The organism is Lentilactobacillus fungorum, assembly GCF_016860605.1.
In the GTDB taxonomy this organism is placed as follows: Bacteria; Bacillota; Bacilli; order Lactobacillales; family Lactobacillaceae; genus Lentilactobacillus; species Lentilactobacillus fungorum.
Genome location: NZ_BNJR01000014.1, coordinates 106074 through 132394 on the forward strand (window position 1 = coordinate 106074; position 26321 = coordinate 132394).

24 protein-coding genes are annotated in these 26321 nt (G+C 43.3%); 8 read left to right on the forward strand and 16 right to left on the reverse strand.

What is annotated here, in order from left to right; genetic code table 11:
• The first annotated feature begins 19 nt into the window (after positions 1 to 19).
• Positions 20 to 766, forward strand: a complete 747-nt coding sequence (gene aroD, locus YK48G_RS08015) for a type I 3-dehydroquinate dehydratase (protein ID WP_203630205.1) — start codon at positions 20 to 22, stop codon at positions 764 to 766.
• A gap of 66 nt (positions 767 to 832) precedes the next feature.
• On the opposite strand, the gene YK48G_RS08020 is transcribed toward aroD, so the two are convergent.
• From YK48G_RS08020 to YK48G_RS08075, 12 genes are all read right to left on the reverse strand, one after another.
• Entirely contained in the window at positions 833 to 2101 is a 1269-nt protein-coding gene (locus YK48G_RS08020; protein WP_232365324.1) for a serine hydrolase domain-containing protein, read from the reverse strand.
• A gap of 95 nt (positions 2102 to 2196) precedes the next feature.
• Positions 2197 to 3453: a D-alanyl-lipoteichoic acid biosynthesis protein DltD gene (gene dltD / locus YK48G_RS08025; protein ID WP_203630207.1), complete on the reverse strand. Its 1257-nt coding sequence runs from the start codon at positions 3451 to 3453 to the stop codon at positions 2197 to 2199.
• On the reverse strand, positions 3450 to 3689 hold the full coding sequence (dltC, locus tag YK48G_RS08030; RefSeq protein ID WP_505744173.1) for a D-alanine--poly(phosphoribitol) ligase subunit DltC: 240 nt from the start codon (positions 3687 to 3689) through the stop codon (positions 3450 to 3452). The genes dltD and dltC overlap by 4 nt, the downstream gene beginning before the upstream one ends.
• Before the next feature lie 141 nt (positions 3690 to 3830).
• Entirely contained in the window at positions 3831 to 5048 is a 1218-nt protein-coding gene (dltB, locus tag YK48G_RS08035; protein WP_203630208.1) for a D-alanyl-lipoteichoic acid biosynthesis protein DltB, read from the reverse strand.
• Positions 5045 to 6571, reverse strand: coding sequence for a D-alanine--poly(phosphoribitol) ligase subunit DltA (gene dltA / locus YK48G_RS08040; RefSeq protein WP_203630209.1), 1527 nt, complete (start codon positions 6569 to 6571; stop codon positions 5045 to 5047). Before dltA ends, dltB begins: the two co-directional genes overlap by 4 nt.
• Before the next feature lie 14 nt (positions 6572 to 6585).
• Positions 6586 to 6729 carry a teichoic acid D-Ala incorporation-associated protein DltX gene (locus YK48G_RS08045; protein ID WP_203630210.1) on the reverse strand — a complete coding sequence of 48 codons (144 nt, stop codon included), beginning with the start codon at positions 6727 to 6729 and terminating at the stop codon, positions 6586 to 6588.
• A 391-nt stretch (positions 6730 to 7120) separates the two neighbouring features.
• Entirely contained in the window at positions 7121 to 8323 is a 1203-nt protein-coding gene (locus tag YK48G_RS08050) for a serine hydrolase domain-containing protein (protein WP_203630211.1), read from the reverse strand.
• 501 nt (positions 8324 to 8824) lie between these two features.
• Complete coding sequence (locus tag YK48G_RS08055; protein WP_203630212.1) at positions 8825 to 9679, reverse strand: transporter substrate-binding domain-containing protein; 855 nt, start codon at positions 9677 to 9679, stop codon at positions 8825 to 8827.
• 395 nt (positions 9680 to 10074) lie between these two features.
• Positions 10075 to 10815, reverse strand: coding sequence for an amino acid ABC transporter ATP-binding protein (locus YK48G_RS08060; protein ID WP_203630213.1), 741 nt, complete (start codon positions 10813 to 10815; stop codon positions 10075 to 10077).
• Positions 10808 to 11497 (reverse strand): amino acid ABC transporter permease, encoded by a 690-nt coding sequence (locus YK48G_RS08065; RefSeq protein WP_203630214.1) that lies wholly within the window; start codon positions 11495 to 11497, stop codon positions 10808 to 10810. Before YK48G_RS08065 ends, YK48G_RS08060 begins: the two co-directional genes overlap by 8 nt.
• Positions 11478 to 12140 (reverse strand): amino acid ABC transporter permease, encoded by a 663-nt coding sequence (locus YK48G_RS08070; RefSeq protein WP_203630215.1) that lies wholly within the window; start codon positions 12138 to 12140, stop codon positions 11478 to 11480. The genes YK48G_RS08065 and YK48G_RS08070 overlap by 20 nt, the downstream gene beginning before the upstream one ends.
• 371 nt (positions 12141 to 12511) lie before the next feature.
• Positions 12512 to 13276, reverse strand: a complete 765-nt coding sequence (locus YK48G_RS08075; protein WP_203630216.1) for a nitroreductase family protein — start codon at positions 13274 to 13276, stop codon at positions 12512 to 12514.
• Positions 13277 to 13374: 98 nt separating this feature from the next.
• Between YK48G_RS08075 and YK48G_RS08080 the strand changes: the two genes are divergently transcribed.
• Together YK48G_RS08080 and YK48G_RS08085 are read left to right on the forward strand one after the other, a co-directional pair.
• On the forward strand, positions 13375 to 14055 hold the full coding sequence (locus tag YK48G_RS08080) for a VIT1/CCC1 transporter family protein (RefSeq protein WP_203630217.1): 681 nt from the start codon (positions 13375 to 13377) through the stop codon (positions 14053 to 14055).
• A 29-nt stretch (positions 14056 to 14084) separates the two neighbouring features.
• Positions 14085 to 14789, forward strand: a complete 705-nt coding sequence (locus YK48G_RS08085; RefSeq protein ID WP_203630218.1) for a VIT1/CCC1 transporter family protein — start codon at positions 14085 to 14087, stop codon at positions 14787 to 14789.
• On the opposite strand, the gene YK48G_RS08090 is transcribed toward YK48G_RS08085, so the two are convergent.
• A complete protein-coding gene (locus YK48G_RS08090; protein ID WP_203630219.1) occupies positions 14790 to 15485 on the reverse strand; it encodes a matrixin family metalloprotease in 696 nt (231 codons plus the stop codon).
• A gap of 537 nt (positions 15486 to 16022) precedes the next feature.
• On the opposite strand from YK48G_RS08090, the gene YK48G_RS08095 reads away from it, so the two are divergent.
• The 3 genes from YK48G_RS08095 to YK48G_RS08105 all read left to right on the forward strand — a co-directional run bounded on the left by YK48G_RS08095 (position 16023) and on the right by YK48G_RS08105 (position 17898).
• A complete protein-coding gene (locus YK48G_RS08095) occupies positions 16023 to 16697 on the forward strand; it encodes a hypothetical protein (RefSeq protein WP_203630220.1) in 675 nt (224 codons plus the stop codon).
• Positions 16698 to 16871: 174 nt separating this feature from the next.
• Positions 16872 to 17306 carry an Hsp20/alpha crystallin family protein gene (locus YK48G_RS08100; protein ID WP_203630221.1) on the forward strand — a complete coding sequence of 145 codons (435 nt, stop codon included), beginning with the start codon at positions 16872 to 16874 and terminating at the stop codon, positions 17304 to 17306.
• A 160-nt stretch (positions 17307 to 17466) separates the two neighbouring features.
• A complete protein-coding gene (locus tag YK48G_RS08105) occupies positions 17467 to 17898 on the forward strand; it encodes an Hsp20/alpha crystallin family protein (protein WP_203630222.1) in 432 nt (143 codons plus the stop codon).
• Positions 17899 to 18002: 104 nt separating this feature from the next.
• Here the strand turns inward: YK48G_RS08105 and YK48G_RS08110 are convergent, their stop codons facing one another.
• From YK48G_RS08110 to YK48G_RS08120, 3 genes are all read right to left on the reverse strand, one after another.
• A complete protein-coding gene (locus tag YK48G_RS08110) occupies positions 18003 to 19661 on the reverse strand; it encodes a peptide ABC transporter substrate-binding protein (RefSeq protein ID WP_203630223.1) in 1659 nt (552 codons plus the stop codon).
• A 361-nt stretch (positions 19662 to 20022) separates the two neighbouring features.
• Entirely contained in the window at positions 20023 to 21816 is a 1794-nt protein-coding gene (locus YK48G_RS08115; RefSeq protein WP_203630224.1) for an ABC transporter ATP-binding protein, read from the reverse strand.
• The gene (locus tag YK48G_RS08120; protein WP_203630225.1) at positions 21816 to 23567 is read right to left on the reverse strand and encodes an ABC transporter ATP-binding protein; all 1752 of its coding nucleotides are present in this window, start codon (positions 23565 to 23567) and stop codon (positions 21816 to 21818) included. The genes YK48G_RS08115 and YK48G_RS08120 overlap by 1 nt, the downstream gene beginning before the upstream one ends.
• A 172-nt stretch (positions 23568 to 23739) precedes the next feature.
• Between YK48G_RS08120 and YK48G_RS08125 the strand changes: the two genes are divergently transcribed.
• Positions 23740 to 25116 carry a glutamate--cysteine ligase gene (locus YK48G_RS08125; protein ID WP_203630226.1) on the forward strand — a complete coding sequence of 459 codons (1377 nt, stop codon included), beginning with the start codon at positions 23740 to 23742 and terminating at the stop codon, positions 25114 to 25116.
• 460 nt (positions 25117 to 25576) lie between these two features.
• The gene (locus tag YK48G_RS08130) at positions 25577 to 26317 is read left to right on the forward strand and encodes a gamma-glutamyl-gamma-aminobutyrate hydrolase family protein (protein WP_203630227.1); all 741 of its coding nucleotides are present in this window, start codon (positions 25577 to 25579) and stop codon (positions 26315 to 26317) included.
• The last annotated feature ends 4 nt before the right edge of the window (positions 26318 to 26321 follow it).

Genomic DNA, 26321 nt, shown 5'->3' on the forward strand with positions numbered 1-26321 from the left:
CGAGAGGCCTTTTTCCATCATGAGTAAAGCAGTTACGGTTAAAACCACCACTTTTAGCGCCGGCACAACCCGAATTGCCGTTCCAATTACCAGCAGGCAGCCGGATCAGCTTATTACAGAAGCTAAACGAGCGATTAAAATGCACCCGGATGTGATCGAATGGCGACTTGATTTTTTTAACGATCTCGATAATCCCGCAGTTCTTAAAAAAACTGGTTTACAACTCAAAAAGTTACTTGGCAACATTATCCTCCTCACTACATTTCGAACGGCAACCGAGGGTGGCAATCAAGCACTTGCTACAATTGATTACTTCCAGTTGTACCAATTACTCATCACTAACCATCTTGCTGACATGCTAGACATCGAACTTAGCCAAAACGCAACCAACGTCCAACAGTTAATCAGGCTGGCCCACAACCAGCACATCACCGTTATTTTAAGCAATCATGACTTTCAGCGAACGCCAACGGAAGCTGAAATTGTCCGCCGGCTGGTTCAGATGCAGCACCGGCATGCCGACATTGCCAAAATTGCGGTGATGCCACAAGCCGCGGATGATGTCTTGACTTTGGTAAAGGCCACCAAGCGAGCTGCTCAATTATTGACCATTCCGATCGTGACAATGTCGATGGGAGAATTAGGCAAAATCACTCGGATCTCTGGTCCTCAAACTGGTTCTGTATTGTCATTTGCCACCGTAGGAAAACAATCGGCCCCAGGGCAAATGCCAATTGCAGAATTACGAGCTGATCTGACAAATTAGCAACTGGAGATTAAATAAAAAACATGGAAGGCCAATTGGCAATTCCATGTTTTTTATTGATCTTTCTTAATAGTAAGTTGCAACGTCATACATCTTCTGTGCAAAAGTCTTGGTACTGACATTATTCGCCAGCGGACCTTGATTGGTAAATACCAGCGCCAAATGGTAGTTGTCATTTCTCGCATAGTAGCTTGTATGAAAGCTCGTGCCACCAAAGGAGCCGTTATTGTATTTAATGCCTTTTTGGGTCACGTAAAAGCCACCAGAATAAACGCTGCCATAGCTAAGCAGCTGTTGGTACTGTTTGGCAGTTAGAATCTGGCCATTTTGCAAGCCGAGCACAAACTGATAGAAATCACTCGGGGTGCTCAATAAGTTGCCAGCGCCTGGAATGGCAGATAATCTAGGCATCGAGACTGCGTGGGTGCCAGTATAATTGGTCTTATTATTTCCCACATACCCCATTGCGACAACTGCTTTGGTATCCGGCGATTGATCGTCCACGATCAGGGTATTCTTCATTCCTAATTTATCCAAGATCCGTGTCTGGAGATTAGCGGCGTAACTTTTACCAGTTATCTTGGTAATAATGCCTGCCAATAGAATGTAATTGGCATCACTATAATCAAACTGATGGCTGTTAGTCGACTTCAATCGTTTGACAACACTATTATAAGCTTGATTTTCGGTCATTTGATCATCGGGTGTTATATCCGTATTGTCTAATCCTGAAGTCATCGACAACATTTGTTTGATCGTGATGTTTTTGCTATATGGCACACTAGGATAATATTTTGCTAACGTCGTCGAGGCAGATAGCTTTGATGAATCAATTAACTGCTGAATCATCGCACCGGTCATTGCCTTTTGCAAAGAGGCCAGAGGGTAAACGACTGACCCATCCCCGTTATTTGGCGTGTTATGAGCCAGATCAGCGAACCCATTGCTGACGGTGATGGCTTTTTTACTCCCTGAAGGAGCCAATAAAGCAGTCCCAATCGCGTCAGATTGCTTCATCGTCGCTAATGCAATTTGTGATAACGTGGCAGACTTAATACCATGTGCGTTCATCCAACCAATCATTTTATTAAAATATCGGAGTTGAACGTAAGAACCTGTCTTGGTCGTCTTAGTTTGCATTACCCTGACATAGTCATTATTATACTGACTACCATTGGCATCGGCAGACGTTGTACTGGCACTCGTATCGTAAGGGCCTGAGTTATACAGCGGATAGCCCTTGGCAATCGTTGGTTGATTAACAATTTGGGCATCGTATCGACTACTGCTGCTGCTTAGGATTGGATTATAACTAGCCTTTACTTTATACGTCATAAAGGATCCAGCCAGTAGCAGTCCAGCTAAAAAAAGCAATCCATCCTTGAGCTTTATTCTCATTTCCTCATCACCATCGATTCCTTTCAAATCAATCAGTATTGATCTTGCTGCCATTTCTTACTATAAAATTGATTATTAATCTTGTAATGTGGCGGACTCACTTTCTTAGTCAAAAACGGTTTGACGCTTTGATCAATTTTTAGCCAGCCCCGCCAACCCGGGTGAATCGTATCCGTCATAAAGTATGGTACGTTGCCATCCTTAGATAAATCGGCAATATGATTAAACCCTTGGGAGCGTAATTGATACTTAATTTTGGCACTAAACTTTTGCAACATTGACGCCGAAAGGCCGGTGTATTGCTGCCACTTTCGGTTTACCGGCGGAATGATGAATAAGACGTTGGTTCGATCCTTGGCAAACTGGTCAAGGACCAATTCGAAATCACTATATTCCGGGGACTGAAGGTAGCTTTGATTGGCTTGAAAGTCTTTTAGCTGGCCAATATGCCGCTTTAGACGACGATTCCAAAAGGCATTACTAATCCCAAAGTCATTGGAAGTGGTTTGTTGCTTGCCAAGCTTTCCGGCTAATGCGTATAGTTTTCGATCATTGTCATGCTTGGGCAGCAATTTCATATTCTTATCAATCGTTTCGGCATTATTAAGCGGGATTCGAAACCGTGAGTAAATTTGATCTTCGTTTAACAAAATTCGCCGACGAACGCCAATATATAGCATTTGAGACCTCGTTGGCGCTAATCCGGCCGCAATCCTAGCTAAAGCTGATGAAATAATCTTGTCTGAATTACCGGATGGCATCTCTAAGAGCCGATAAGCCGCATAACGATCCATCTTGGAACCAGTTTGATTTTCAATCCATGTCGTCGTTTGCAGCGGTGAATAATAAAACATAAATGCGTTGGGATTCTCGCCGATTGGGGTAAACCATTGAGGTGATACGAAGAAAACCGCCTTTTTGTTTTTAAGTTGGGCATTTACCGACTGCATCACAAAAAAGTTGGTTAGCGACTGGCTCCCCCGAGCACCCAAAAGAAATGGTCGGTACGAACGATGATACTTTGTTGCCAAAACCGACGGGTGAAATGGGTCAAATCGGGACCATTCAGACGAACCGAAAAACGGCACGTAATGATTTTCCAAAGCATTTCTTTTGATCAGCTGCCCCTTTAATACTAACGGTGACAGTGACGCAGCAGCATTTCGTTGAACCTTTGGACTAACGTAATTAAATCGGCTCCAAAGCGGGGACAAAAATACCACCAACATCAACGCAGCCGCCGTTAGAATCGGGCCAAAGATTAGCCATAACCGCTTCTTTAGGCTCATTGTTTCATTGCTTCGACTTTCTCAATAATTTTGGCTGGCGTATCCCACTCGTTTCGATCAAATTCCGAAACGGGCGCTTCAATTCCAAGTTGATCTTGGAGTTCCAGCAATAATTGAACCGTCCCCATTGAATCTAGTAAGGCACTATCATACAGGTTTTCATCAAGATTCTCTGAAAAATCCTCACCAGTTAAATCCTTCAAAATTTCAATAACCGTTTCTTTTACATTATCCATCATAATCCACCTCTATTATTAATAAGTGAGCGAAGCAAAGCGCTTAGGAATCGGAGCGTAAGTCTCCTTTGTGGGAAATTCCCGGGCTTGGAATTTTTCACAAAGGTGCTTACGCGCAGATTCCTGCTTTGCACAGCCGTCCTAAAATCTATGCGGCCCAAAGAACAAAGTGTTCAAGAAACCTGAGAAAATCAAGAAACTAAAGCAAACAACGTTAAACGTTAAAAATATCGCGAATAATTCCGTTAACTTGTTGTGTGGAATAACCGCTTGATGTTTCTTTTTATACCGAAGCCACGTGTCATTAATAACCAACGCCACGCCATGGAACAAGCCATAAGTAATATAAAACCAAGTTTCACCGTGCCAAAATCCCATGATTAACATATTGATAACGTAACAGACATTCGCCGTCGTCACCCGACTTTTGAATACCTTGTGCTTCATGAAGAAGAACACCAGCCGCATGAATATATAATCCCGGAACCAAAACGACAGAGTCATATGCCAACGATTCCAAAAGTCTTTAATGTTCTTAGACTTAAATGGTTGGTTGAAGTTCATTGGCGTCTTGATACCCATCAAATAACTAATTCCAACCGCAAACAAACTATAACCGGCAAAGTCAAAAAACAAATCCATGCTGTAGACATACATATAAGCCACAATGTTCCATGAAAAGCCATGTGCCAAAAGTGCCCGCCGTTCAACGATTGGCATCAACATCGTGCCAAAAAAGTAAGCTAAGATAAACTTATACACAAACCCGGTAAAAATATAACGAACCCCGGTTTGGATCAAGTTTAAATACTCTGATTGTGGAGGCACTTTTTCGTAATCCGTCAAAAAACGACGGTACCGATCAATTGGCCCAGAAGAAATCGTTGGGAAGAATAATAAAAACTGGCCAAAGAGAACCGGATGAAATTCCTTGATAATCCCATCCCTAGTTTCCATGATTGTTTGGACGACCTTGAACGTGATGTAAGAGATCCCCAAAAAGCCGATAATTGATTGGCGCCCATTTTCAATGGCTGGCGTCACTTTAACAATCACTAACGGCAAAATTGCTAAAATAACTGCCCCAATGAAGACCCAGCCCTTATTGGCCGATCCCTTTCGCTGACGATAGTAAGAATAACCACTAACTAGCAATATCTGATAGATAAAATAACCAATCAAGGCAATCCCGGTTCGCCAATTTGGCCCGCCAAACGTCAGTAATAAAAAGAAGAAGGAAATAAGGGTTTGGTACCCCCGAAAACGCCGGCCATATAGCAGGCCAATCATTAACGGGATAATCGCTAGTGCCAACCATAGAAAGTAAGTTGGATTACCGTATGGAACAAACCACCTCATTGGCTGTTAACCTCTTTAATAACCGCTTTAATATCAATCTTCCCATTTGTACTCAGCGGTAAACTCTTTCGATAAACCAGCTTTTGTGGAATCATGTAGGCCATCATCATGGTGCTCAGATTTTTCTTGATTGCTGCAGTGAGGGCTAACTCCGACTTAAAGTCATTGGCTTCCGGCACAATATAAGCAATCAACATTGAAACCGTGTGTTGCGCGTTATACTTTGGCACGACCACGGCTTGCTTAATATGCGCTTCCTTGCTGATGATGCCTGATACGTCCTCTAATTCAATCCGAAAACCATTTAATTTGATCTGGAAATCTTTTCGACCGAAATATTTCAACAGCCCATTTTCATCTATACTTGTAATATCGCCCGTTCGATAAGCATTTGCATTACCTACTTTGTAAAAGACTTGGGCATTTTTTTCGGGATTGTTGATATACCCCTTTGAAACGCCGACACCATCAATTACCAGTTCTCCTTTTTGTCCGTTAGCCACGGGCATTTTTTTATCATCAACAACCGTTGCCTGCATACCGGCTTTGACATAGCCAATTGGCAAACGGTCATACGTATCGAGAATTTCATTGGTAATCTCAATTTGGGTGATTGCAACCGTTGACTCAGTTGGCCCATAAGTGTTGAAAACATGGGCATCCGGGAACCGTTTTTTTAAGGCTGCGGCCGTTTGGTGAGTCAATTCTTCACCACAGAAAAGAAAATGGGTTAGCTGAGGATAATGTTGCTGATCAAAGGTCGATTCTAACAAACAAATGTCAACAAAAGACGGCGTCGACACCCAAACATTAATCGACAGACTTCGCAATGCTGTAAATAAAACAATAAAATTGTCAGTCGTCTTTTTGGATAATACCTGCAAGACGCCCCCACGAACCAAAGTGGGATACAGACTCATAACCGATAAATCAAAAGAATATGCTGGTTGTTGGAGCATCTGGAGTTCTGTCGGTAACTTAAAATCGTCGCCTACCATCCAATCAACGAAGCTTTTTAGGTTGTTATAACTGATTTGAACCCCTTTGGGCACACCCGTTGTCCCCGATGTAAAAATGATATAAAAAGTTTGATCATCAGAAACGGCGTGAGTCAGGTGGTAATTAACTCGTTCTAAAAAGATTTGGTCCAACTCTGCTTTGCTAATCGTCGGCACATTTGGCATAGCGACTGGTAAGTCAGCAACGGCAATCACCGCTACTGGTTCGGCAATTTTGTTAATCATCTCAAGGCGTTCTTTAGGAGAGTTAACATCAACTGGAATATAAGCATGTCCTGATTTGACAACCCCAATAAACGTTGCAATCATCTCAAATGATTTACCACCAAAGACGATGATTGGCTGATTAATTGGCAGCCCCATCGCATCAATATGTTCGGCCAAAGCATCCGAATAAGCTTTTAATTCCCCGTACGTGTTTTGTTGATTCTCATAATGATAGGCAATCTTACTACCATCGCTTATCGCATAGGAATCAATTTGGTCAATTAAACTTTCAGTCATCAATTGTCACCCTCTCAGAATTCGTTGTAAATAAATTTAGCTTGATTAATCCCACTGTAGTCGTAAAGGTAAAACAGGATCATCATGATCGCAAAATAGATCAGCGTTTCTAATATGAACTTAACAATGGGTTTTTCCAGCCATTGTTTTAATGCCATATAACCACCTCCCAAAAGATAGTGAGCGGAGCAAAGCGCTTAGAAGTCGGAGTACAAGTCTCCTCGAACGGAAATTCCCGGGCTTGGAATTTTTGTTCGAGGTGCTTGTGCGCAGACTTCTGCTTTGCGCAGCTGTCCTAGTAAAGTGAGCGGAGCAAAGCGCTTAGAAAGCGGAGCCTAAGTTGGCTTGGCCGGAAATCCCGGGCCTGGATTTTTGGACAAGTCGGCTTAGGTGCAGCTTTCTGCTTTGCGTAGCTGTCCTAATAAAGTGAGCGGAGCAAAGCGCTTAGAAACTGGAGCATAAGGCATCTTGGCCGGAAATCCCGGGTTTGGATTTTTGGCCAAGTCGCTTTAGATAAAACTTCCTGCCTAGCGCAACTATCTCAACACATTAGGTGATCTGACCATCTAGCAATTCTGTATACAAAGCAATCGCGGGCTCTTGAATTGATTGAGCCGGCCGGTAGTTATTACTAAGTAACACAACGCCATTTTGGCCGCCTCTGGTAATTAAAATAACCGCTTCATAGCCATAGCCGATGCCATGCGACCGGATACCGTTTTTGAGGTTATAAATCCCGCCACCATACGTTGAAGCACTACCTGCCGCATGTAATGCCGCCACGGCCTGCCTGGAGATAATCCGTCCCCGTAAAATAGCTCGTTCGGCCTTAAACAAATCAATCGGACTCATATAAACTTGGCCGGTTCCCAATTCATTTTGTTTGGCCGCTTGTGCTTCCTTAAAGGGCACCTCATAATTTTGCTCAGCTTGATTGGTCTTTTGGTATCGATAGGCAATTGTTCGAAACGAACTAGCCGGCCAACGTTGAACAAAACCAGTTCCCCGTAAATTCAACGGATAAACGAACGTTTGGTAAAAGTTTTGTCGATATGATTGCTTTGTCAGTTTGCCAATAATGCCTGCCAATAACACATAATTGACTGGTTGATAATCCCACTGACCTAATGCGGTCTCCCGGCTGTCCACATGAGTAACTGCATACTCAATCACCCGCTTTTCACTAAGGGCAACGTTTGCACCCACGGTTGACATTGAGAGTCCAGAATCCATATCCAATAAATTTCGAATTGTGATTCGATTGGCGTTTGGAATCGCCGGATAGAACTTGGCTAATTTCGTATTAAGTGAAAGTCGCTTTTCGACAACTAACTTCATCATTTGCACGGCGGTCAATGATTTTTGAATTGATAAAATTTGGTATTGAGAATTTGGCAGATTAGGTTGGCGCTTGGCGTAGTTCGCGTAACCAAGTCCGCGACGATAAATGACCCGACCATTTCGGACAATTAATGCTGAGCCAACAAAGTGATTTTGCCGTAAATAATTCGTAATCCGAAGTGCTTGGCCGGTCAACTTTTTTGGCTGTTGACTCGAAGAACGCTTGGCAGCTGGCGTAGAACTTGATTGACTGCTGGCTTTGCTAGCCGACTCTTTTGCTGACTTTTTTTGCAACTTCTTCGCCTGCCGCGTTTGATCATTATTTTGGAAATGCCAGTAGGAAAGACCTCCTACTAATCCAACTACGAAAACTGTCAGCAATATGTACAAAAAAGTTTGCCGTCGTCGCATAAAATCCCCCTCCCCTCTAAAAAAGTAAGCAGTACCAAGCATTCAATCACTATCGCAAATAGAATGTGAGCTAGCCTGCATCGTAGAATAAGCCACCCTTAACTAGGACTGCTAACCCCAGCTTTCGCTTATCCATGATCCCGACTTTTTACTGCTGTTCCAAAAATTACATTTTGCAATCATTGTCACATTCCGGTAACATTGATCGGTTTTATTATGACTTGTCCAAAACAAATCACAAGCAATATGACTTTTTTATTGAGCGCTTACAAAAAGCTTTAGTTTCTTTGGAATTTCTTTATAAGATCTTGCGCATTTATCTATATCATGGTTAATAAAAAAGTAATAAAGTGTAATAGCTATGTTGCCTCATTTTTTACTTGATTAATTAGTCTGATTATCAAGTTTTACCTAAAAAGCCCCACAATCATTAGACAATTTTGTCCAATAATTGTGGGGCAATTCACCAAACTGGCGAATGAATATCGTTGTTAAGTCACTTTATTTAGTTGGCAACACAATGTCTGAAGGCTTTACTTCCTTACCAAAGTAAGGCTTCAGCTGGGTGTTGTAATCCTTGACGAAGAAACTTTGCTTCGTTAATTTGGTGATTTCCTTATTGGTCCAGTTAAGCAACGATTGATTGCCCTTCTTAACCGCTGGGGCGATATAGGATTTCGGTCCAATGCTCTTAATGCCAACCGTGTACTTAGGGTTGTCCTTTGACCAAGCGTAAAGATAAGAATTGTCATCAGCTAATGCCACGCCACGGCCATTTTTCAAAGCGTTAAATTGCTGTGTCTTGGAATCAAATTTTAACAGGTTCACATCTGGCTGCTTAGAAGTAAAGTAGGTTTCCGCCGTCGTTCCTTTAGTCACAATCAAGTTCTTACCCTTTAATTGGCTGGCGTTGGTAATTGGCTTACTCTTCGGCGAAACCACCCCAACGGAAACTTTCATGTACGGCTTGGCAAAATCAATCACCTGTTTGCGTTGAGGGGTGACCGTAAAGTTTGCGAGAACCAAATCTACTTTATTAGAATTCAATGCGTCAACTCGATTATTGGCGTTAACTTGGACAAATTTAACCTTTACACCCAAGTCCTTAGCCACTTGATGAGCCAAGGTGACATCATATCCCACTCGTTTCCCATCCTGATTAACCCATCCATATGGTGGTAAATCGCCAAAGACGGCAATTCGAATGGTCCCTTTCTTTTTAATTTGTTGAACGGAGCTTGGATTGCTGCTTGAACTAGACTTTTTAGAACTATTACCGCAGCCGGTTAAAACCAGCAACAGAGCTGCAAATACACTAACAACTGTTAATAACTTTGTAAATGATCGCTTTTTCATGAATCATTCCTCCTCAATGTTTAAACTGCTGTGGTGAAGTCAAAAAGATAAACGTAAACTCAGGATTTTTAGTCAAGTAAATTTAGGTTCTGGCGGGTTTGAAAGGCCTAGTCTATTTGGTGAACCCTAAACGCCTGGCTCCGCTCACTTACCTTAGGACAGCTGCGCAAAGCAGGGATCTGCGCGTAAGCACCTCTAACAAAAATCCCAAGCCCGGGGATTTCCGTTAGAGGAGCCTTACACTCCGATCCCTAGGCGCTTTGTTCCGCTCACTGTTTTAGGACAGCTGCACAAAGCAGAAACTTCCGCATAAAACATCTTGACCAAAAATCCAAACCCGGGATTTCCGGCCAAGATGCCTTATGCTACAGTTTCTAAGCGCTTTGTTCCGCTCACTAAAAATCCATACTATCCAAAAACTGTTGGGCGCGATCGGTTTGCGGCTTATTGAAGAACGTCTTGGATGGTGTTTGTTCGAGGATCCGGCCGTTCTCCAAAAAAAGAACGCGATCGGCAATTTCTTGGGCAAAATTCATCTCATGAGTGACCACAATCATCGTCATATGGTCCTTATTCGCAAGATCCCCAATAATGTTTAACACCCCGCGAACCATTTCTGGATCCAGCGAAGCGGTCACCTCATCAAATAACATGAAGTCCGGGTGCAACGCCAAGGCGCGAACAATTGCAATCCGTTGCTTTTGGCCGCCTGATAATTGTCGGGGATAGGCATCCTGATAATCCTCTAATCCAACCCGCTGTAAAAGCTTAACCGCTTCTTGGCTAGCCGAATTACGATCCTTTTTCTGTACCTTCGTCGGCCCTAATAAGATATTGTCCATCACCGTTAAATTGGGAAATAGGTCGTAACTTTGAAATACCATCCCAATTTTTTGGCGAATCTGTTGCCACGTCTTTTCGTTTGGCTGAACTTTTTCCCCTTCAAACATAATTGTTCCCTGTTGATAGGCTTCCAGTCCATTCAAACAGCGAATTAGCGTGCTCTTACCCGAACCAGATGGCCCCAGCAAAGTCACAACTTCGCCTTTATCAACCGAAAAATTAATATCATGTAAGACGTGCCGTTTTTGATAATATTTTTCGAGATGTTCAACTTGTAAAATCTTATCAGCCATTTGCCCTCTCCAATCTCCTCTTTTCTAGTCGCTTAGCCCACCAAGATAGCGGGTAATCAATCAAAAAATAGAACAAAAAGATTAATCCGTACACCCAAAAAACACCCGTTGGATGGGTATGATTATTGGCTTCGATAATTTGTTGGCCAACGTTAATCACGTCCATTACCGAAATAAGCATCAATAAGGATGTTGTCTTGATAACCCGGGTAGCTAAGTTAATCGTGGCAGGAATCTCCAGAGTCATTGCTTGGGGAATCAAAACGTAGCGATACAATTGGTACCGATTCAAACCAATTGCCAAACCGGATTCTCGCTGATGCTTTGGCACTGAAATTAAAGCCCCCCTGACAATATCGCTCATCTCCGCAGCTACCCATAGCGCAAATACCAAGGTGGCCAGCTGATCTGCCGGCAAGTTGAAGTTCAATTGCCGCGGCAAAATGTAGTAAAACAAAAACAATAGCACTACCGTTGGCACAATTCGAAAGAATTCCAAGTAAAGTCGCAAAATGAGCCGGAGGAGCCGATTCTTAAATGTTCGCAATACCCCAAGAATCACTCCCAGTATTAGTCCTGTAATTAAAGCAACCGCCGCAATCTTAATCGTTACGAAAAGGCCACCAAGCAGACGGGTGAAGTTGGTACCTTCCAGTAATACACTAATTCCCGAATGAGCCATAGCGAACCCTCTTTTCTATTAACGTCAAAATAATGGACAACGGAATTAAAATAATGGCATATGCCACAACTAAAACAAAGAGATACTCATTTGACCGGTAATACATGCCAATCAAGTCAAGCGCCGTATTGGTTAGTTCCGGAATAGCAATAACGGTAAAGATTGACGTTTCCTTAATTAGGAAGATGACGTTAGCAGCCATTGCCGGCACACTGAGCGAAAAGCCTTGGGGAAAAACAACGTACCTGGCTAGCTGCCAGCGGCTTAATCCAATAGCTTTGCCAGATTCGACCTGCCCCTTGGCTACCCCATTAAAGCCGCCGGTAAACCCTTCAGCCATATAACTGCCACCCAAGAAAATCAAACCAATAATGCCACAAACTTGAGCGCTAAACTTGATTCCTAAAACTGGAAACGCGTAGTACAAGAAAAATAGCTGAATCAATAGTGGTGTGTTCCTCGAAATTTCAACATAGATCGTTGCAATTTGATGAAAGACTGGCACCTTAAAGTATTGGAGCAAGCTGCAAATTAGGCCCACAATGATTGAACCGATAATTCCAATCAGTGACAGCCACAATGTCAGCACAAACCCCTTTTCAAACATCGGTAAGCTTTGCTGGATAATCTCCCAGCTGCTCATTGAGCATCATCTCCTCTTCTTTAAGCATTTCAACTTGACAGCACAGCCAAACCAAAAAACACGTCCCCGTCAATCTAGCCAAAGCTAAACGACAGGGACGTGTTACCGTGGTTCCACCCTTATTTATATTCAAAGTCGCCTCTAAATACCTCATTAAATATTCATCTGATTATCATAAAATAAGTTCAGCTCCAAGCGCACTTTCAATCAAGCCAATCCATCCTCTCACCCCCGATGGTCGCTGATAATTAGGCGTTGATTTACTCTTCTCTTCGCTGTTGAAACGAGTTTTGACTGTCAATTGATTACTAACTAATGTAAGGTTTTCTAATGAAAATGTCAACTCCTTTTGCTAATAAAAGGATAGCTGCTTATGATTCATCAATTAGAAATCCTTGCTGCTTAATGGTTGCCAATAAATCCTGTCTCACCTCGTGGCTTCGACCCAATTCCGCCACAATGTGATGGCTAAATGATTCCTGCCGCTCATTTGAACTCCTGGTGCCGTAATACTCAGCAATCAATTGATCATAGTCAACTAATTGGCTATCAAAATCAGCTGGCAAGTGATAAGACCCATCAAAGTGCATCATCGTTTGTGGCATTCTAGGCTTTAATTCCGGCTGATCAGCTGGATAGCCGATCGCTAATCCCAACACTGGAAAGGTCAATTCTGGCAAATCAAGTAACTGAATCACTCGATCTGAATCATTTAAAATACTTCCCATGATGGTACCGCCTAAGCCCATCGCTTCTGCAGCTACCATTATATTTTGGGTTGCAATCGCTGCATCAAAGACACCGGCTAAAAACTTATCGGTCGTTTGCAAGACGTATGGATCCACCTGATGGGCCTTGGCAATTTGCAAGTTTCGATACTGATCGGCAATCATCACAAAATAATGGCCGCTGTTTGTCAGCCACGGATGGCCGGTAATGACCGCTAATTCATCTTTTACCTTTGGATCACGCACACTTATGATTGAGGATTGCTGCGAAAAGGTACTGGTTGAAGCATGTTGGGCTGCATCAATCAATGTAGTGACTTGCTTAACAGAAAGTGGCTGGTTCTTAAAATGGCGGATACTGGTATGGTTCATTAGCTGATTTAAAATTGAGTCGTTCAAGTGAAGCATCTCCTAAATTAGGTTTTCCGATTTACTTTTGCCGTTATTAGGTTTACAATAATCAGTATCAGATGATAATGATTACAAACTAGAGAGTAGGTGTTGAGATGGCTAAGAAAAGATCGCTTTCTCAAAAGATTAATGTGATGCGAGCGTCCGTCATGGGCGCCAACGATGGTATTGTGTCGGTTGCCGGCATTGTTTTGGGGGTTGCAGCGGCCACCAGTAATAACTTTGCTATTTTTATTTCAGGCATTTCTGGCATGTTAGCCGGGACCGTCTCCATGGCAATGGGTGAATTTGTATCGGTCAATACCCAAAAAGATTCTGAAAGAAACGCCATTAGCCTCCAAAAACAGGCGCTGGCTAACTCTTACGATACTGAGTTTAACACAGTTAAACAAAAATTGGTGACCGATGGTATTTCTGCTGACTTGGCTCATCAGGCTACCAAAGAGATGATGGATCGCGACCCAATTAAAACGACGGTCCGCCAAAAATACGGCTTTAACGTTGGAGAGTATACCAACCCCCTTTCGGCGGCACTGGCCTCAATGATTTCATTTCCAACCGGTTCAATCCTACCAATGCTGGCCATCACGCTATTTCCAAGACCCATTCGCATTGAAGCGACGTTTGTGGCCGTGTTAATTGCGTTGGCAATCACCGGCTACACGGCCGCTAAGCTTGGCAATTCGGACAAGTTCCACGGCGTCGTTCGGAACGTGATTTCTGGTACCTTAACGATGATTGTGACCTATGTCATTGGTACCCTAATTGGTAGTTAACAGAATTCAAAGAATCGGGGGAATGATTCATGATTAGTATTCATGCAAAAAAGAAAAAGGATACCCAGACAATGGACGAAAAGCTCAACACACTTCGAGCTGGCGTCTTGGGATCAAATGATGGCATCTTAACAGTTGTCGGCGTGCTATTTAGTGTCGCAGTTGCCACCACCAATCAATTTACAATTTTTATTGCCGGTCTTTCTGACTTACTCGCCTGTGCTTTTTCCATGGCTTCCGGCGAATACGCTTCGGTTAGTACCCAAAAAGACACTGAACAATCAGTTGTCGAAACTGAAAAAAAGCTCCTAAAGACTGATTACGAGCAGGAATTACGAGTCGTTTCCGATTACTACATTGACGAAGGGGTCACTAAGGCGACTGCCGAAAAAATTGCCAAAGACTTGATGAGCAAAAAGCCGCTTGAAACAATTGTTAACATCAAGTATGGTCTCCAACTCGGTCACTATATGAATCCTTGGAACGCTGCGTTTTCATCCCTGTTCTCTGCTGCTGCCGGTGGTATTTTTCCACTCGTCGCAATGACGCTATCACCCGTTGAATACCAGTGGCCGGCTACAATTCTGGCTGTTTGTTTGTCGGTTGCTCTTACCGGTTATTTAAGCGCCCGCCTTGGAAACGGGCTTGTTAAGACCGCCATTATTCGAAACGTGATCGTTGGGATTATCACGATGATTATTCACTACTCTGTCGGTATGTTGTTGCAAGCTTAGTCACTTTTTAGCCACACTGCGATACAATTGAGCCAAATGATCAGCGTCAACTTGCGGAATCTTCGTGTACAGAGTTGGCGCGGCCTCTTGCATAATGGAATGATTATTTTGACTATGGCCCAACCCTAAATCGTGGCCTAATTCATGCATGGCAACGCCGGCCTGCTGATTCGTGGTCGTATAATCCATCCGTTTCATCGCACTTGTGATTAAATAACTTTCATTTTGATCATCAAATATGGGCGCCCCACTGGCATTCCCAAACCGTTGAATGGTATAGCCCATGACCACTCCAGTTTCGCCTTCCCAGCTATCTGGTTGATTTTGATAATGGGCTTGCGTTCCTAAAATAATCTCGGCATTTCCTTGAACTTTAGTCGAAACCAATGTAACGACATTTACATCGTTCCAAGCTTGAACAGCTTTTCGCCACACGTTTACATAATGGCGAGAAGTTGTTTTTTTGATGTGATACGTAATCCGCTTGGTTGGCCAGTGATAATCTTTGTTGGGACTGTAGGTGGGCTTGGTATCAGCATCTGGCGTTTCGATTGGCGGTGTATTTTGACGAATGGTTGCTGGCGCTAAACGAATTTCAGCAGCCAGCATCACCAGTATTAGCGATAACAAGGTAATCAACCCCAGCCAGATTTGTTTTTTTGTGATCGTTTTACTTACTGATTTAATTAGTGTCATATTATTTTCCCTACCACTCAAGGCCCTCATAATTACCTTATTGTTTCAAGTTATCAGGTTGCTAAGGTCAAATTATCTGTTGTATAGTTATCCTATAATCAGTATATAAATTGGCACTACTTTCGGCCAGTGATTGACTAGGCCAAGTTACTAGAGAAGTGCAAAGCAGGGATCTGCGCGTAAGTACCTCGACCACAAATTTCAAGCCCGGGAATTTCTGTCTGAGGAGACTTACGATCCGCTTTCTAAGTGCTTTGCTCCGCTCACTAATATAGGACAGCTATGCAAAGCAGAAAGCTCCGTGTAAGCACCTCTGGGAAAAATTCCAAGCCCGGGAATTTCCCCCAGAGGAGCCTTACACTCCGCTTTCTAAGCGCTTTGCTCCGCTCACTGTTATTAGGACAGCTGCGCCAGGCAGAAAGCTGCGTATAAGCACCTCGGACAGAAATTCCAAGCCCGGGAATTCCTGTCCGAGGAGCCTTATACTCCGCTTTCTAAGCGCCTGGCTCCGCTCACTGAAGAAAAGGGGAATTATTCATGAAGAAAACCGTTCAATTAATAACAGCGATTCTAACGACTGTTATCCTCTCACTTAGTCTAGAGGTAATAGGGACAACGGTACATGCTGCCAAAACATTTTCAAAGGCAGAAGCCAGCAGGCCTGTTGGTTATTTTTCCAATTCAAAGATTGGGGTTGCCTTTCATTGGAAAAGCGTTCGAACTAAAAGTGGTGTGCAGTCAGCGCTGATCTTCGGCGACTTTAAGGCGCCTCGATTAACAGGTGGGTATTCGCTCGGCAATCAACTGAGTAAAAACAAGCGCACGCTGACCGTTTACTATAAAAAAATCAACACTAAAAGCCAATTATCCAAAACAACTTATCACTTCACATTATACAAACTCAGCAGCCGAAAGTATCAAGTAAAGGTTTCAAATCAACTGCCAAGTAATCACGGTCAAAAATATACCTTCTATAAAGCAAAAAAAAGCCCAGCGAAATCATTAGCTAACAAATTTTCTAAGCCAGTGATTCAAAAGAAGTATAAGAAGCTGCTCGATCAGCAACTGCAAAAAGCCTACCAACAAGCTAAAGCCGCGGGGCAATCCGTTCAAGACCCCGCTACTGACCCGCAAATCCAGCAACGAGAAAAGGCTACCATTAAAGTTGCCACCAATAGTTATTTGAAACAACTGGTTAAATCATTCGGCTAATCAGCAAAAAATGCCAGCATTTAGCACTCTTAACTTCAGAGTGCTAAATGCTGGCATTTTTTGTCTAGGTGATTAATATAGATAATGAAAGGTAAAGGAAAGGCAGTATGAAACCGCCGCTTCATTACCTAAAAAATTAACTTTGATAATCTAATAAATAAGGAGAATGATATTATGGCAAATGACTTGATGAATCGCTTTGACTTTGACCCATTCTTTGATCGCATGGCTCGCCGTCTCTTTAACTCAAGTGATTATGATAGGGATTTTGCAAATTTTGGTAATCTAAAAACTGATATCAAGGAAACCGATAAAGATTACTCACTGAAAGTTGACGTTCCAGGAATTGATAAGAACAATATTCATCTAGCTTATCAAGATGGCGTGCTTTCACTAAATATTAATCAAGAACGTTCAAACGAGCAAAAAGATGATCAGGGCAGAGTAATTGCCAGTGAACGCAGTCATGGTGTCATGTCAAGAAGTTATCAATTGCCTGGCGTTGATAAGAACAATATTTCAGCCCAAATTAATGACGGTGTTTTGAGTGTCACCTTACCAAAGCTCACTGAAAGCAACCAAGATAATGGCAACATTGAAATTCAATAATTATGACTCACTCATGATTCACATCTAAAGCGATGCCTTCATAAAATTGGGTCATCGGTTTTAAAACTTCTTCTAAAGCTTCCTTTTTGGGGGAACGGGCCGATAGCTCGTTTCACCAGTTTAGACGCTTATCAATCTTTTAATAGGGGAGATTGGTATTATGGCAAATGAATTAATGAATCGTTTCAATGTGGATCCATTCTTCGATCAATTGGCTCGTCGCTTCTTTAACCCAGAAGTTGACAATGATTACTTGACCCAAAGCGATCTGAGAACTGATATTACGGAGAACGATAAGGATTACACCATGAAAGTTGATGTCCCAGGCATTGATAAGAAGAACATTCATCTGGCATATCAAAACGGCGATTTAGCATTAAATATCGACCAAGCTCAAACAGCTGAAAAGAAAGACGAGCAAGGCCGGGTTGTTGCTAGTGAACGTAGCCACGGTGTGATGTCTCGGACTTATGAATTGCCTGGCGTTGATCGCGACCATATTTCAGCTCAGATTAACGACGGCGTCTTGACGATCACCTTGCCAAAAGCTGCGGAAAGCAACGACAATGGCAGCCAAATCGAGATTCAATAAATCTTTTACCATAATCTAATGCTACTAAAATCAGCCGCTTCGACTAGTCTCGAGGTGGCTGATTTTTTTATTGAGTCCAACGATTTGAGTACGGTTTATCTCTACTATTTGGCAACGTACATCCCCTTTAAGTTGAAGGATAAGCCCGCACTGTTATAGACAATGCCCTTGATTTTAGGATTTCTCATTTGGGGAATTGTTGCTTGGTAAAGTGGTGCCACTCCTTGGTCGGCCATAATCACCCTTGAGGCCGCCAGCATATCTTGCCAACGTTTTTGGGCATTATTGGCATCGGTTGAAGCCGATTTTTTGACTAATTGATCATAGCGATGATTGGTCCAACCCCCTTCATTAAAGGTATTGTTAGACTGCAGGATTTGTAAGAAAGTATACGGGTCGGAATAGTCAGCTCCCCAATTCGAAACAAAGAAGTCGAACTGATGATGGGTTTGCCGTTGAATTAACGTCTTCAATGGAACGGACGTAACGTCGATTGTTAAGTTGGGCAAAATTTTTTCAAGCTGGCCTTGGACATATGCAGCCGAATGTTTTGCCGCAGTACTGTCACCACAGAGCACCTCTAAATGAAGCGACTTTTTCTTCAGTTGCTTCAACGCTTGTCGATACTTGGTTCTAGCCTTTGATGGACTATACTCAAGTCCCGTTTGACCAAGCTTGGCCTCCTTGGTAAAATCCTCTCCTGTCTTTGGATTGCTGGCAAGTCCTTGCGTCACAAACCCTTGAGCCGGAACTGACCCATCGGCCAAGACATTTTTAGTAAAGGATTGGCGATCCATCGCATACGAGAATGCCTGTCTCAATGCCCGATTTTTAAATGCTGGTCGAGTCCGTTGATTGAACTCAAGGTAGAAAATGCGGGAATCCTTTAATACATGCATGTTCTGATTATTCAATTCATTTTTAACTTGTGTCCCAGACAAGGTGGCCACATCAAGTTGATTCCCCTGATACAAGTTATACATGGTTGATGGATCTTTAATCACTTGGTCATTAATCTTATCCAGATAAACGTGCTTTTTATCCCAATAAGTTTGATTAGCTACTAGCGTCCACTTTTCATTGGTTCCAATCCAACCGTTTAGTTCAAATGGCCCATTATAGACCGTTTTCGAAGCAGTTGTCCCGTAGGCTTTTCCATATTTTTCAACAGCTTTTTGATTCTGTGGGAAGAACAGTGGAAACGCCATTAAAAGTTTGAAATAAGGGATCGGCCGTTCCAGCGTCACTTGCAATTGATGGCTTCCAAGTGCCTTGATGCCCAACGTCGCCGGTTTGGCCTTATTAGCCTGAATTTTATTTGCGTTCTTAATGCCATCAAAAATGTAGCCATATTGGGAAGCCGTTTTGGGATTGATGGTCCGCTGCCAACTATACACAAAATCTTTGGCGACCACCGGATCACCATTACTCCACTTGGCATTTTTTCGGAGGTTAAATGTATAAACCTTGCCATTGGCCGATTTAGTCATCTTAGTCGCAATTCCGGGTTGAAGTTGATGATTCTTGCCGAGTCGATACAGTCCTTCGTCAGTGTTTCCAACCATCGTAATATCAATTGGCTGTGTTAATTTTGATGGGTCCAAAGTTGTTAAATCTTCCGTTTCAGACCAATTAACAACTTGTTTGGCCGCCATATTGGCTTTTAGATTACCTGTATTTTTTACAGACTGCTTCTTGCCACAACCAGCTAATAATAACGTCACGACAACTAAGCTGCCGATCGTACACCCAATTTTTCTCATTTCGAACCTCCAAGCGAACTCCCTCATTGTATAAAAATACATTTCATTTAGTGTTTCAAGTATAAAGGGCGGCTGAGGATGCGTCAACGTTAATTTTTAATAAACTAAGATAACGATGAGAATAATCCCGTGCCATTATTGATTCAAACTAATCAGCTGATTGTCGACAATTCAGGACACTAGTGAGTATCCAAACCGATCACTAGCCAATCATCAGCAAACGATGAAATTCATATCAGCCCCCAGACCACCAAGTTTTCACTGTCATCATTAAAAGCGCCTCACCAATCAATATCTTCAACCACTGATTGGTGAGGCGCTTAAACGTTGTCAAGGTTGCCCTCAAGTGACCCAATATTCGTTAGTCCAAATGTGCCGAATTTTGCAACCGAATCATATCATAGTAATAGCCCTGCTTAGCCATTAGTTCGTCATTAGTTCCCCGTTCAACAATCCGGCCAGCATCGAGGACGAGGATCAAATCGGCGTTTTGAATCGTTGACAGCCGGTGAGCAATCGCAATCGTCGTCCGTCCCTCTTGTAGCTTTGCCAGCCCGGTTTGAATCATCTGTTCGGTTTCGGTATCAATGTTTGCAGTTGCTTCATCTAAAATCAAAATCTTAGGGTCAGTGACAATCGTTCTGGCAAATGAAATCAATTGCCGTTGACCACTGGAGTAACTCGCCCCCCGTTCAATGACCCGGGCATCATACTTATCCGGCAAATTTTCAATAAACTGATCGGCTTGAACAAAGCGAGCCGCGGCCCGAACAGCGCTATCAGAGATTGACTGATTAAACATCCGAATGTTAGATGCCACTGTCCCATAGAACATGAACGGCTCTTGTAAAACGAGCCCCATTTTTTGTCGCAGTTCTTGAATTGAGTAATCACGAATATCGCGGTCATCGATCAAAATCTGACCCTGACCAAATTCATAAAATCGCATTAACACATTAATAATCGACGTCTTACCACTACCCGTTTCACCTACAAGGGCGACCGTTTGGCCCGGTTCGGCGACAAACGATACATCGTGTAAAACCGGATTCTCATTATCATAGGAGAAGGTCACGTGCCGGAATTCAACTTTACCGCGAGTAATCGTTGCGCCTTTAACAGGATGTTGTTGTGGTTCGATTGTTGTATCATCCATAATCCGAAAGACCCGTGAACCAGCAACCACGCCATCTTGAAAGTCACTTAACCGATCCATCATTTCAGACATCGGGTTGTAGAAATTATTCAGATACGTGATAAACGCGTAAATGACACCAGCGGCTACATATGCATGCAAACCGCGAACCCCAAACATTCCCAAGACCAACACTGTTCCCAATGCATAAAACAGATTAATCATTGGGTTCAGCAACAAAGAGTTGATTCTAATCATCGCCTTGCGGGTGTTGTAATACTGGTCGTTGGTATCATTAAATTCGTGATTGATCCGCTTTTCTTGACGGAACTGCTGAATCACACTAATGCCGGTAATTCCTTCGGCCAGCTTGGCGTTTAGGATACTTAAGCGTTCCCGCATCCGCCGGTACACTCGAGTACTGTAGCGTTGATAATACCAAACCATGACAAATAAAAACGGCATGAAAACCAACAGCCAAAGCGAAATCTTAACGTCAACCAAATACATGGCGACAAATGACGACACCATGGCCGAAACGGTGACCACCAAACTATTAAATAAGGCCCAAAAATTGGCGAACGCCATCGTATCATTCGTCAACCGCGATAAAATCGATCCACTCGGTGTTTGGTCAAAATAGCGCATCCCTAAAGTATGCAGCTTGGCGAATAAACGCCTACGAGTGTATTCCAGCATGTATTCAGCCCCCATTTCATACAGGTATGACTGAACGAATTGCATGACCGCTTTGGCAACCATTCCAAAAAAGTATAAGCCGGCAAAAAACCACATCATAGCAAAATCAGTCCGTCCAACCACTAAATGACTGTCCATATAGACCTGAATAATCCGTGGCAAATAAATGTTCACAACGGCAACCGCAATCGAAAACCCCACTGAGAAGTAAAAATACCACTTGTAGGGCGCAGCATAGTGGAATAGCCGACCAATAATGTGCAGCTGCTCTTTTAGCGGAATACTCTTCGACCATGCTGATTGGTGTTTTGAGTTGTCCATTAGTTTGCCCCTCCCTTAACTTTGGTTTCCAGTTCCTGGCGTTCAAACATTTCCTTGTACCAGCCACCTTTGACCATTAATTCATCATGGGTGCCCCGTTCGACAATTTGCCCATTATCAATCACCAAAATCTCATCGGCATTCATCACTGAACTCAATCGATGGGCGGCAATAATGGTTGTTTTATCTTTGCGTTCTTCATGCAAATTTTGTAAAATCTGCGTTTCCGTTTCGGCGTCTACTGCTGATAACGCGTCATCTAAGATTAATAATTCCGGGTTAATCAATAGTGCCCGCGCGATTGCCAGCCGTTGCCGCTGACCGCCAGAAAGCGAAATTCCTTCTTCGCCAACCGCTGTATCATACCCGGCTGGCAACCCCTTAATTTGATTGTATAGATCACTTTTTTGAGCTGCGACTTCGACCGCTTCTTGACTAGCTTCAGGACGAGCAAACCGGATATTCTCCCGGATTGTGTCGGAAAACAGGAACGTATCTTGTGGCACGTAACCAATCGCTGGAATCAGGGCATCTAATTTATAGTGTTTAATATCAACTCCGCCAAACTTGATTGCGCCGGTGTACTGATCGAACTGCCGCAAAATCAACCGCAAGATGGTACTCTTCCCAGAGCCGACTTTGCCAACCAACCCCACGGTATGCCCAGCTGGAACCTTAAAATTAATATTCTGTAACGCCAACCGGTTGTCATCCGGATAGGCAAACGATTGGACCTGATAATCAATCGGCCCCTTTGGTGATGCCGTCACACCATTGGGATCGTCAATGATGTCACTTTTTTGTTTGAGAAGATCCATCACCCGATCATAGCTGGCATTGCCTCGCTCCAAAATGTTAAACAACATTCCAACGGCGAACATTGGCCAAACCATCATTGCGAGATAAGAAACAAATGATACCAATGACCCAATTGTAATGGCGCCGCTGGTTACTAAATAACCACCGTAAACAATTGTGACAACATAGGATAACGCAATAATCATCGTTGTCATCGGGTCAAACAAAGAGTCCAATCGGTTAACCCGCCGATTAATGTTGATGGTGGTGGCAACTTGATCGTTAAAATCGTCAATATCTTCTTTTTGCTGGCCAAGGCCCTTGATTACTTTGATCCCAGTGATGCTTTCTTCAGCCTTGTTATTCAATCGGGAAAAAGCCGCTTGCGAATCTCGAAACGCAATGTGAATCTTAGTCCCTAAATACCGCGCCATAACGGCTAATAATGGGAATGGAATAATTGCAATCAACGTGAGCCGCCAATCAATCAAAGTAACCATGGCAATTAAAGTCGTGCCACCGGTAATCATTGAATCAGCGAACTGGAGAATTCCACCACCAGCCACTCGTTGAATCGCAGATAAATCATTAGTCGCGTGAGCCATTAAGTCGCCGGTTCGATACTTTTGGAAAAACGCCAAATCCATTTCAGTATAGTGGCGAAATAAACGATTTCTTAATACCCTTTCCAACTTAGCCGCTTCGCCCCAAATAGCTGTCCGCCACATAAACCGGGCGCCATATTGCGCAACCGCCGCTACTGTCAAGACCCCCAATAAAATTGCCAAAGATTTGCCAGAAAGCTTACCATTATGAATGGCGTCAACTAAGACACCAATAATCCGTGGTGGCACGATGCCCACCAACGCGGTTAATAGCAGACCAAATAACCCAACCAGGTAAATTTTCCATTCCTGCTTGAAATACCAGCCTAATTTGACAAAAATACTCATAAACGCCACCTCATATTAAAAACTAATGAAAATCGAAATGAATGAAATATAATAATTTTAGCACATATTTATTATGTTAACACGCTTGCCATTGCTATGGTGCCATTATAGTGTTAGTATTTTGACATCAATTATCATGAAATTCTCATAAAAAAATTAGGAGGTAATCTCTATGTTCAGCGAAATTGGACAACTTGTATTTGATAACGAAGCCGTCGCCAAAACCTCCGACTTTACCATGGGATTGGAAATCGAAATGCAGCGAGTGGATGAAACTGGTCAATTAAGCCAAGAACCCTATCCGTCGGCTGCCGGCGATGAAAAAACCAACCCGTGGATTACCAATGATTTTTTGGAAACGATGTCTGAGGTCGTCACGCCGCCAGCTGCCCATGCCTTAGATGCAATGCACTACTTATATAGTATCAACACCGCACTGCGGACGGCTTTATCACCGGGCGAACTTCTCTGGCCGCTTTCAATGCCGCCACGACTGCCAAAAGATAAAAGTCAAATTCCATTGGCTAAAATGGGGCCGAAAAAAGAAGCTTACCTAAAAGAGTGGCTAAAACGCCATGGCTTTTCAGAAGGAACTCCCTGCGGTGCCCACGTCAACTTAAGCATCGACCCGCACGTCTTTAATTTAGTGGCCGATAATATGTCCGACCGCTTCTCTTCACACATCGATTTGCAGAATTACCTTTATGCTAAAATTGCGCAAGGATTTCTCAGGTACCGTTGGGTCATCACCTACTTATTTGGCGCTAGTCCAATCGCTGAGGCCAACTACTTTGAAAAAGGCGAAGGGCCAAGCAGCCCGATTCGAAGCATTCGCCAAAGCTCCCATGGTTTTGGCAACAAATTCACCGGCGACTACACTAGCATTCAGCGCTACGTCGATCGAATCGAGAAGGGTGTTAAGGAAGGCAAGCTGATTTCTGATTATGAGTTCCATGGCGCCGTTCGCTTTAAGGGCAATACTAATCTGAGAGAATTGCCAAAAACTGGGGTTAGCTATCTCGAATTAAGAATGTTAGATCTTGATCCTAGCAGTTCAGTTGGCATCAGAACCAATACCTTACGATTCTTCCGGTTGTTAGCTAGTTACTTCATCATGTCTCCAGGCTTGCACCCTGAAGAGGTCAATCGCGTGATTGCCCGCGCTGACGAAATGAATGAAGAAGTCTCTGAAGAACACCCTAACGACGTTTCCAAGTACCAAGCCAGTGCCCGGGCATTCCTTAACAGCTTGGAAATGTACGCCAACAAGATCCAACTAGGCCCGGAATATCAAGAGGAATTAGATGACTTACTAGATAGGGTAGAAAATCCATTAACCACCCCAAGTGCCAAGTTAATCACCCATTTAAAGAACGGCTCATTGACGGACTATGCTTTACGTCGAGCTACACGATATCAAGAATCAGCGCTTCAGTCAATCAGACCGTTCAAAGGTTTTGAAAACCAGGCCCATCTATCCGCCGACGAACTCAAACACGAATTGTTTAAGGGAAGTTGGGAACCTGATCAGGACAAAAAGCAGGAATAGTTAGTGCCCAAGTAAGATGAAAGCAAAATTCACGTCATTTTCATTATATTGGCGTATACTCATGGAATAGTTTTGAGGAATTAGCTCAAATGATTAATATAAGTACTAGTGAGAATGGGCAAAGTAAGGGATTAATAAAGGCGTTTAGAGTTGGTTGGGTGCTGGTTTTTAGGCGTCTGGTTTTGCTCACATTTAGGACAGCTGCGCTAGGCAGAAATCTCCGTATAAGCACCTCGGACAGAAATTCCAAACCCGGGAATTCCTGTCCGAGGAGACTTATACTCCGATTTCTAACCGCCTAGCTCCGCTCACTTTTCTTAGGACAGCTGCGCAAAGCAGAAAGCTCCGTGTAAGCACCTCTGGGAAAAATTCCAAGCCCGGGAATTTCTCCCAGAGGAGCCTTACACTCCGCTTTCTAGGCGCTTTGCTCCGCTCACTTTTTAAATTAGGAGGGATTTATTTGCGTCCACGAATTGCACTACCTGCCGACACGCTTGCTGAGGCGACCAACGTTATTAACGAACGCAACGCCGCCTTTGCGCCTCGACCGGCAATTGAAGCTATCGTTAAATCCGGTGGCGTTCCAATTATCTTTCCGAGCGTCAACCCGGAAGACGTTCGCGATTACATGACTTTATTTGATGGTGTCTGTTTCTTAGGAGGGGCCGATGTCGACCCTACCTTTTACGGCGAAGAACCCTTTCAAAAGCTGGGGATGACCTATCTCAAGCGTGACCTGTTTGAAATTGAATTACTCAAGCAATCGGTCACTGCCGGCAAAGCGATCTTTGGCATTTGCCGCGGGATGCAGCTGATTAATGTTGGCCTTGGCGGGACCTTATATCAAGATCTATCCCAAGACCTTCACGCTACGTTGAAGCATTCCCAAGAAGCACCGGGGAATATGCCATCTCATCACATTACTGTCGACCCCGATAGCCGTTTGCATAAGATCATTGGTTCTAGGCCATACGTGAACTCACGTCATCATCAAGCCGTTAAAGATGTGGCGCCTTACCTAAAAGTCACCGCCAGGGCAGATGATCAAGTCATCGAAAGCGTCGAATCCATTAATAACGACCAAATTTTAGCCGTTCAATGGCACCCCGAAAATATCTATAAACACTACGAAGATTCCAAGAAATTATTTAGAGATTTCGTCCAAAGAAGCCAAAAAGTTGCTGATAAAACTAGAAAATAACAGC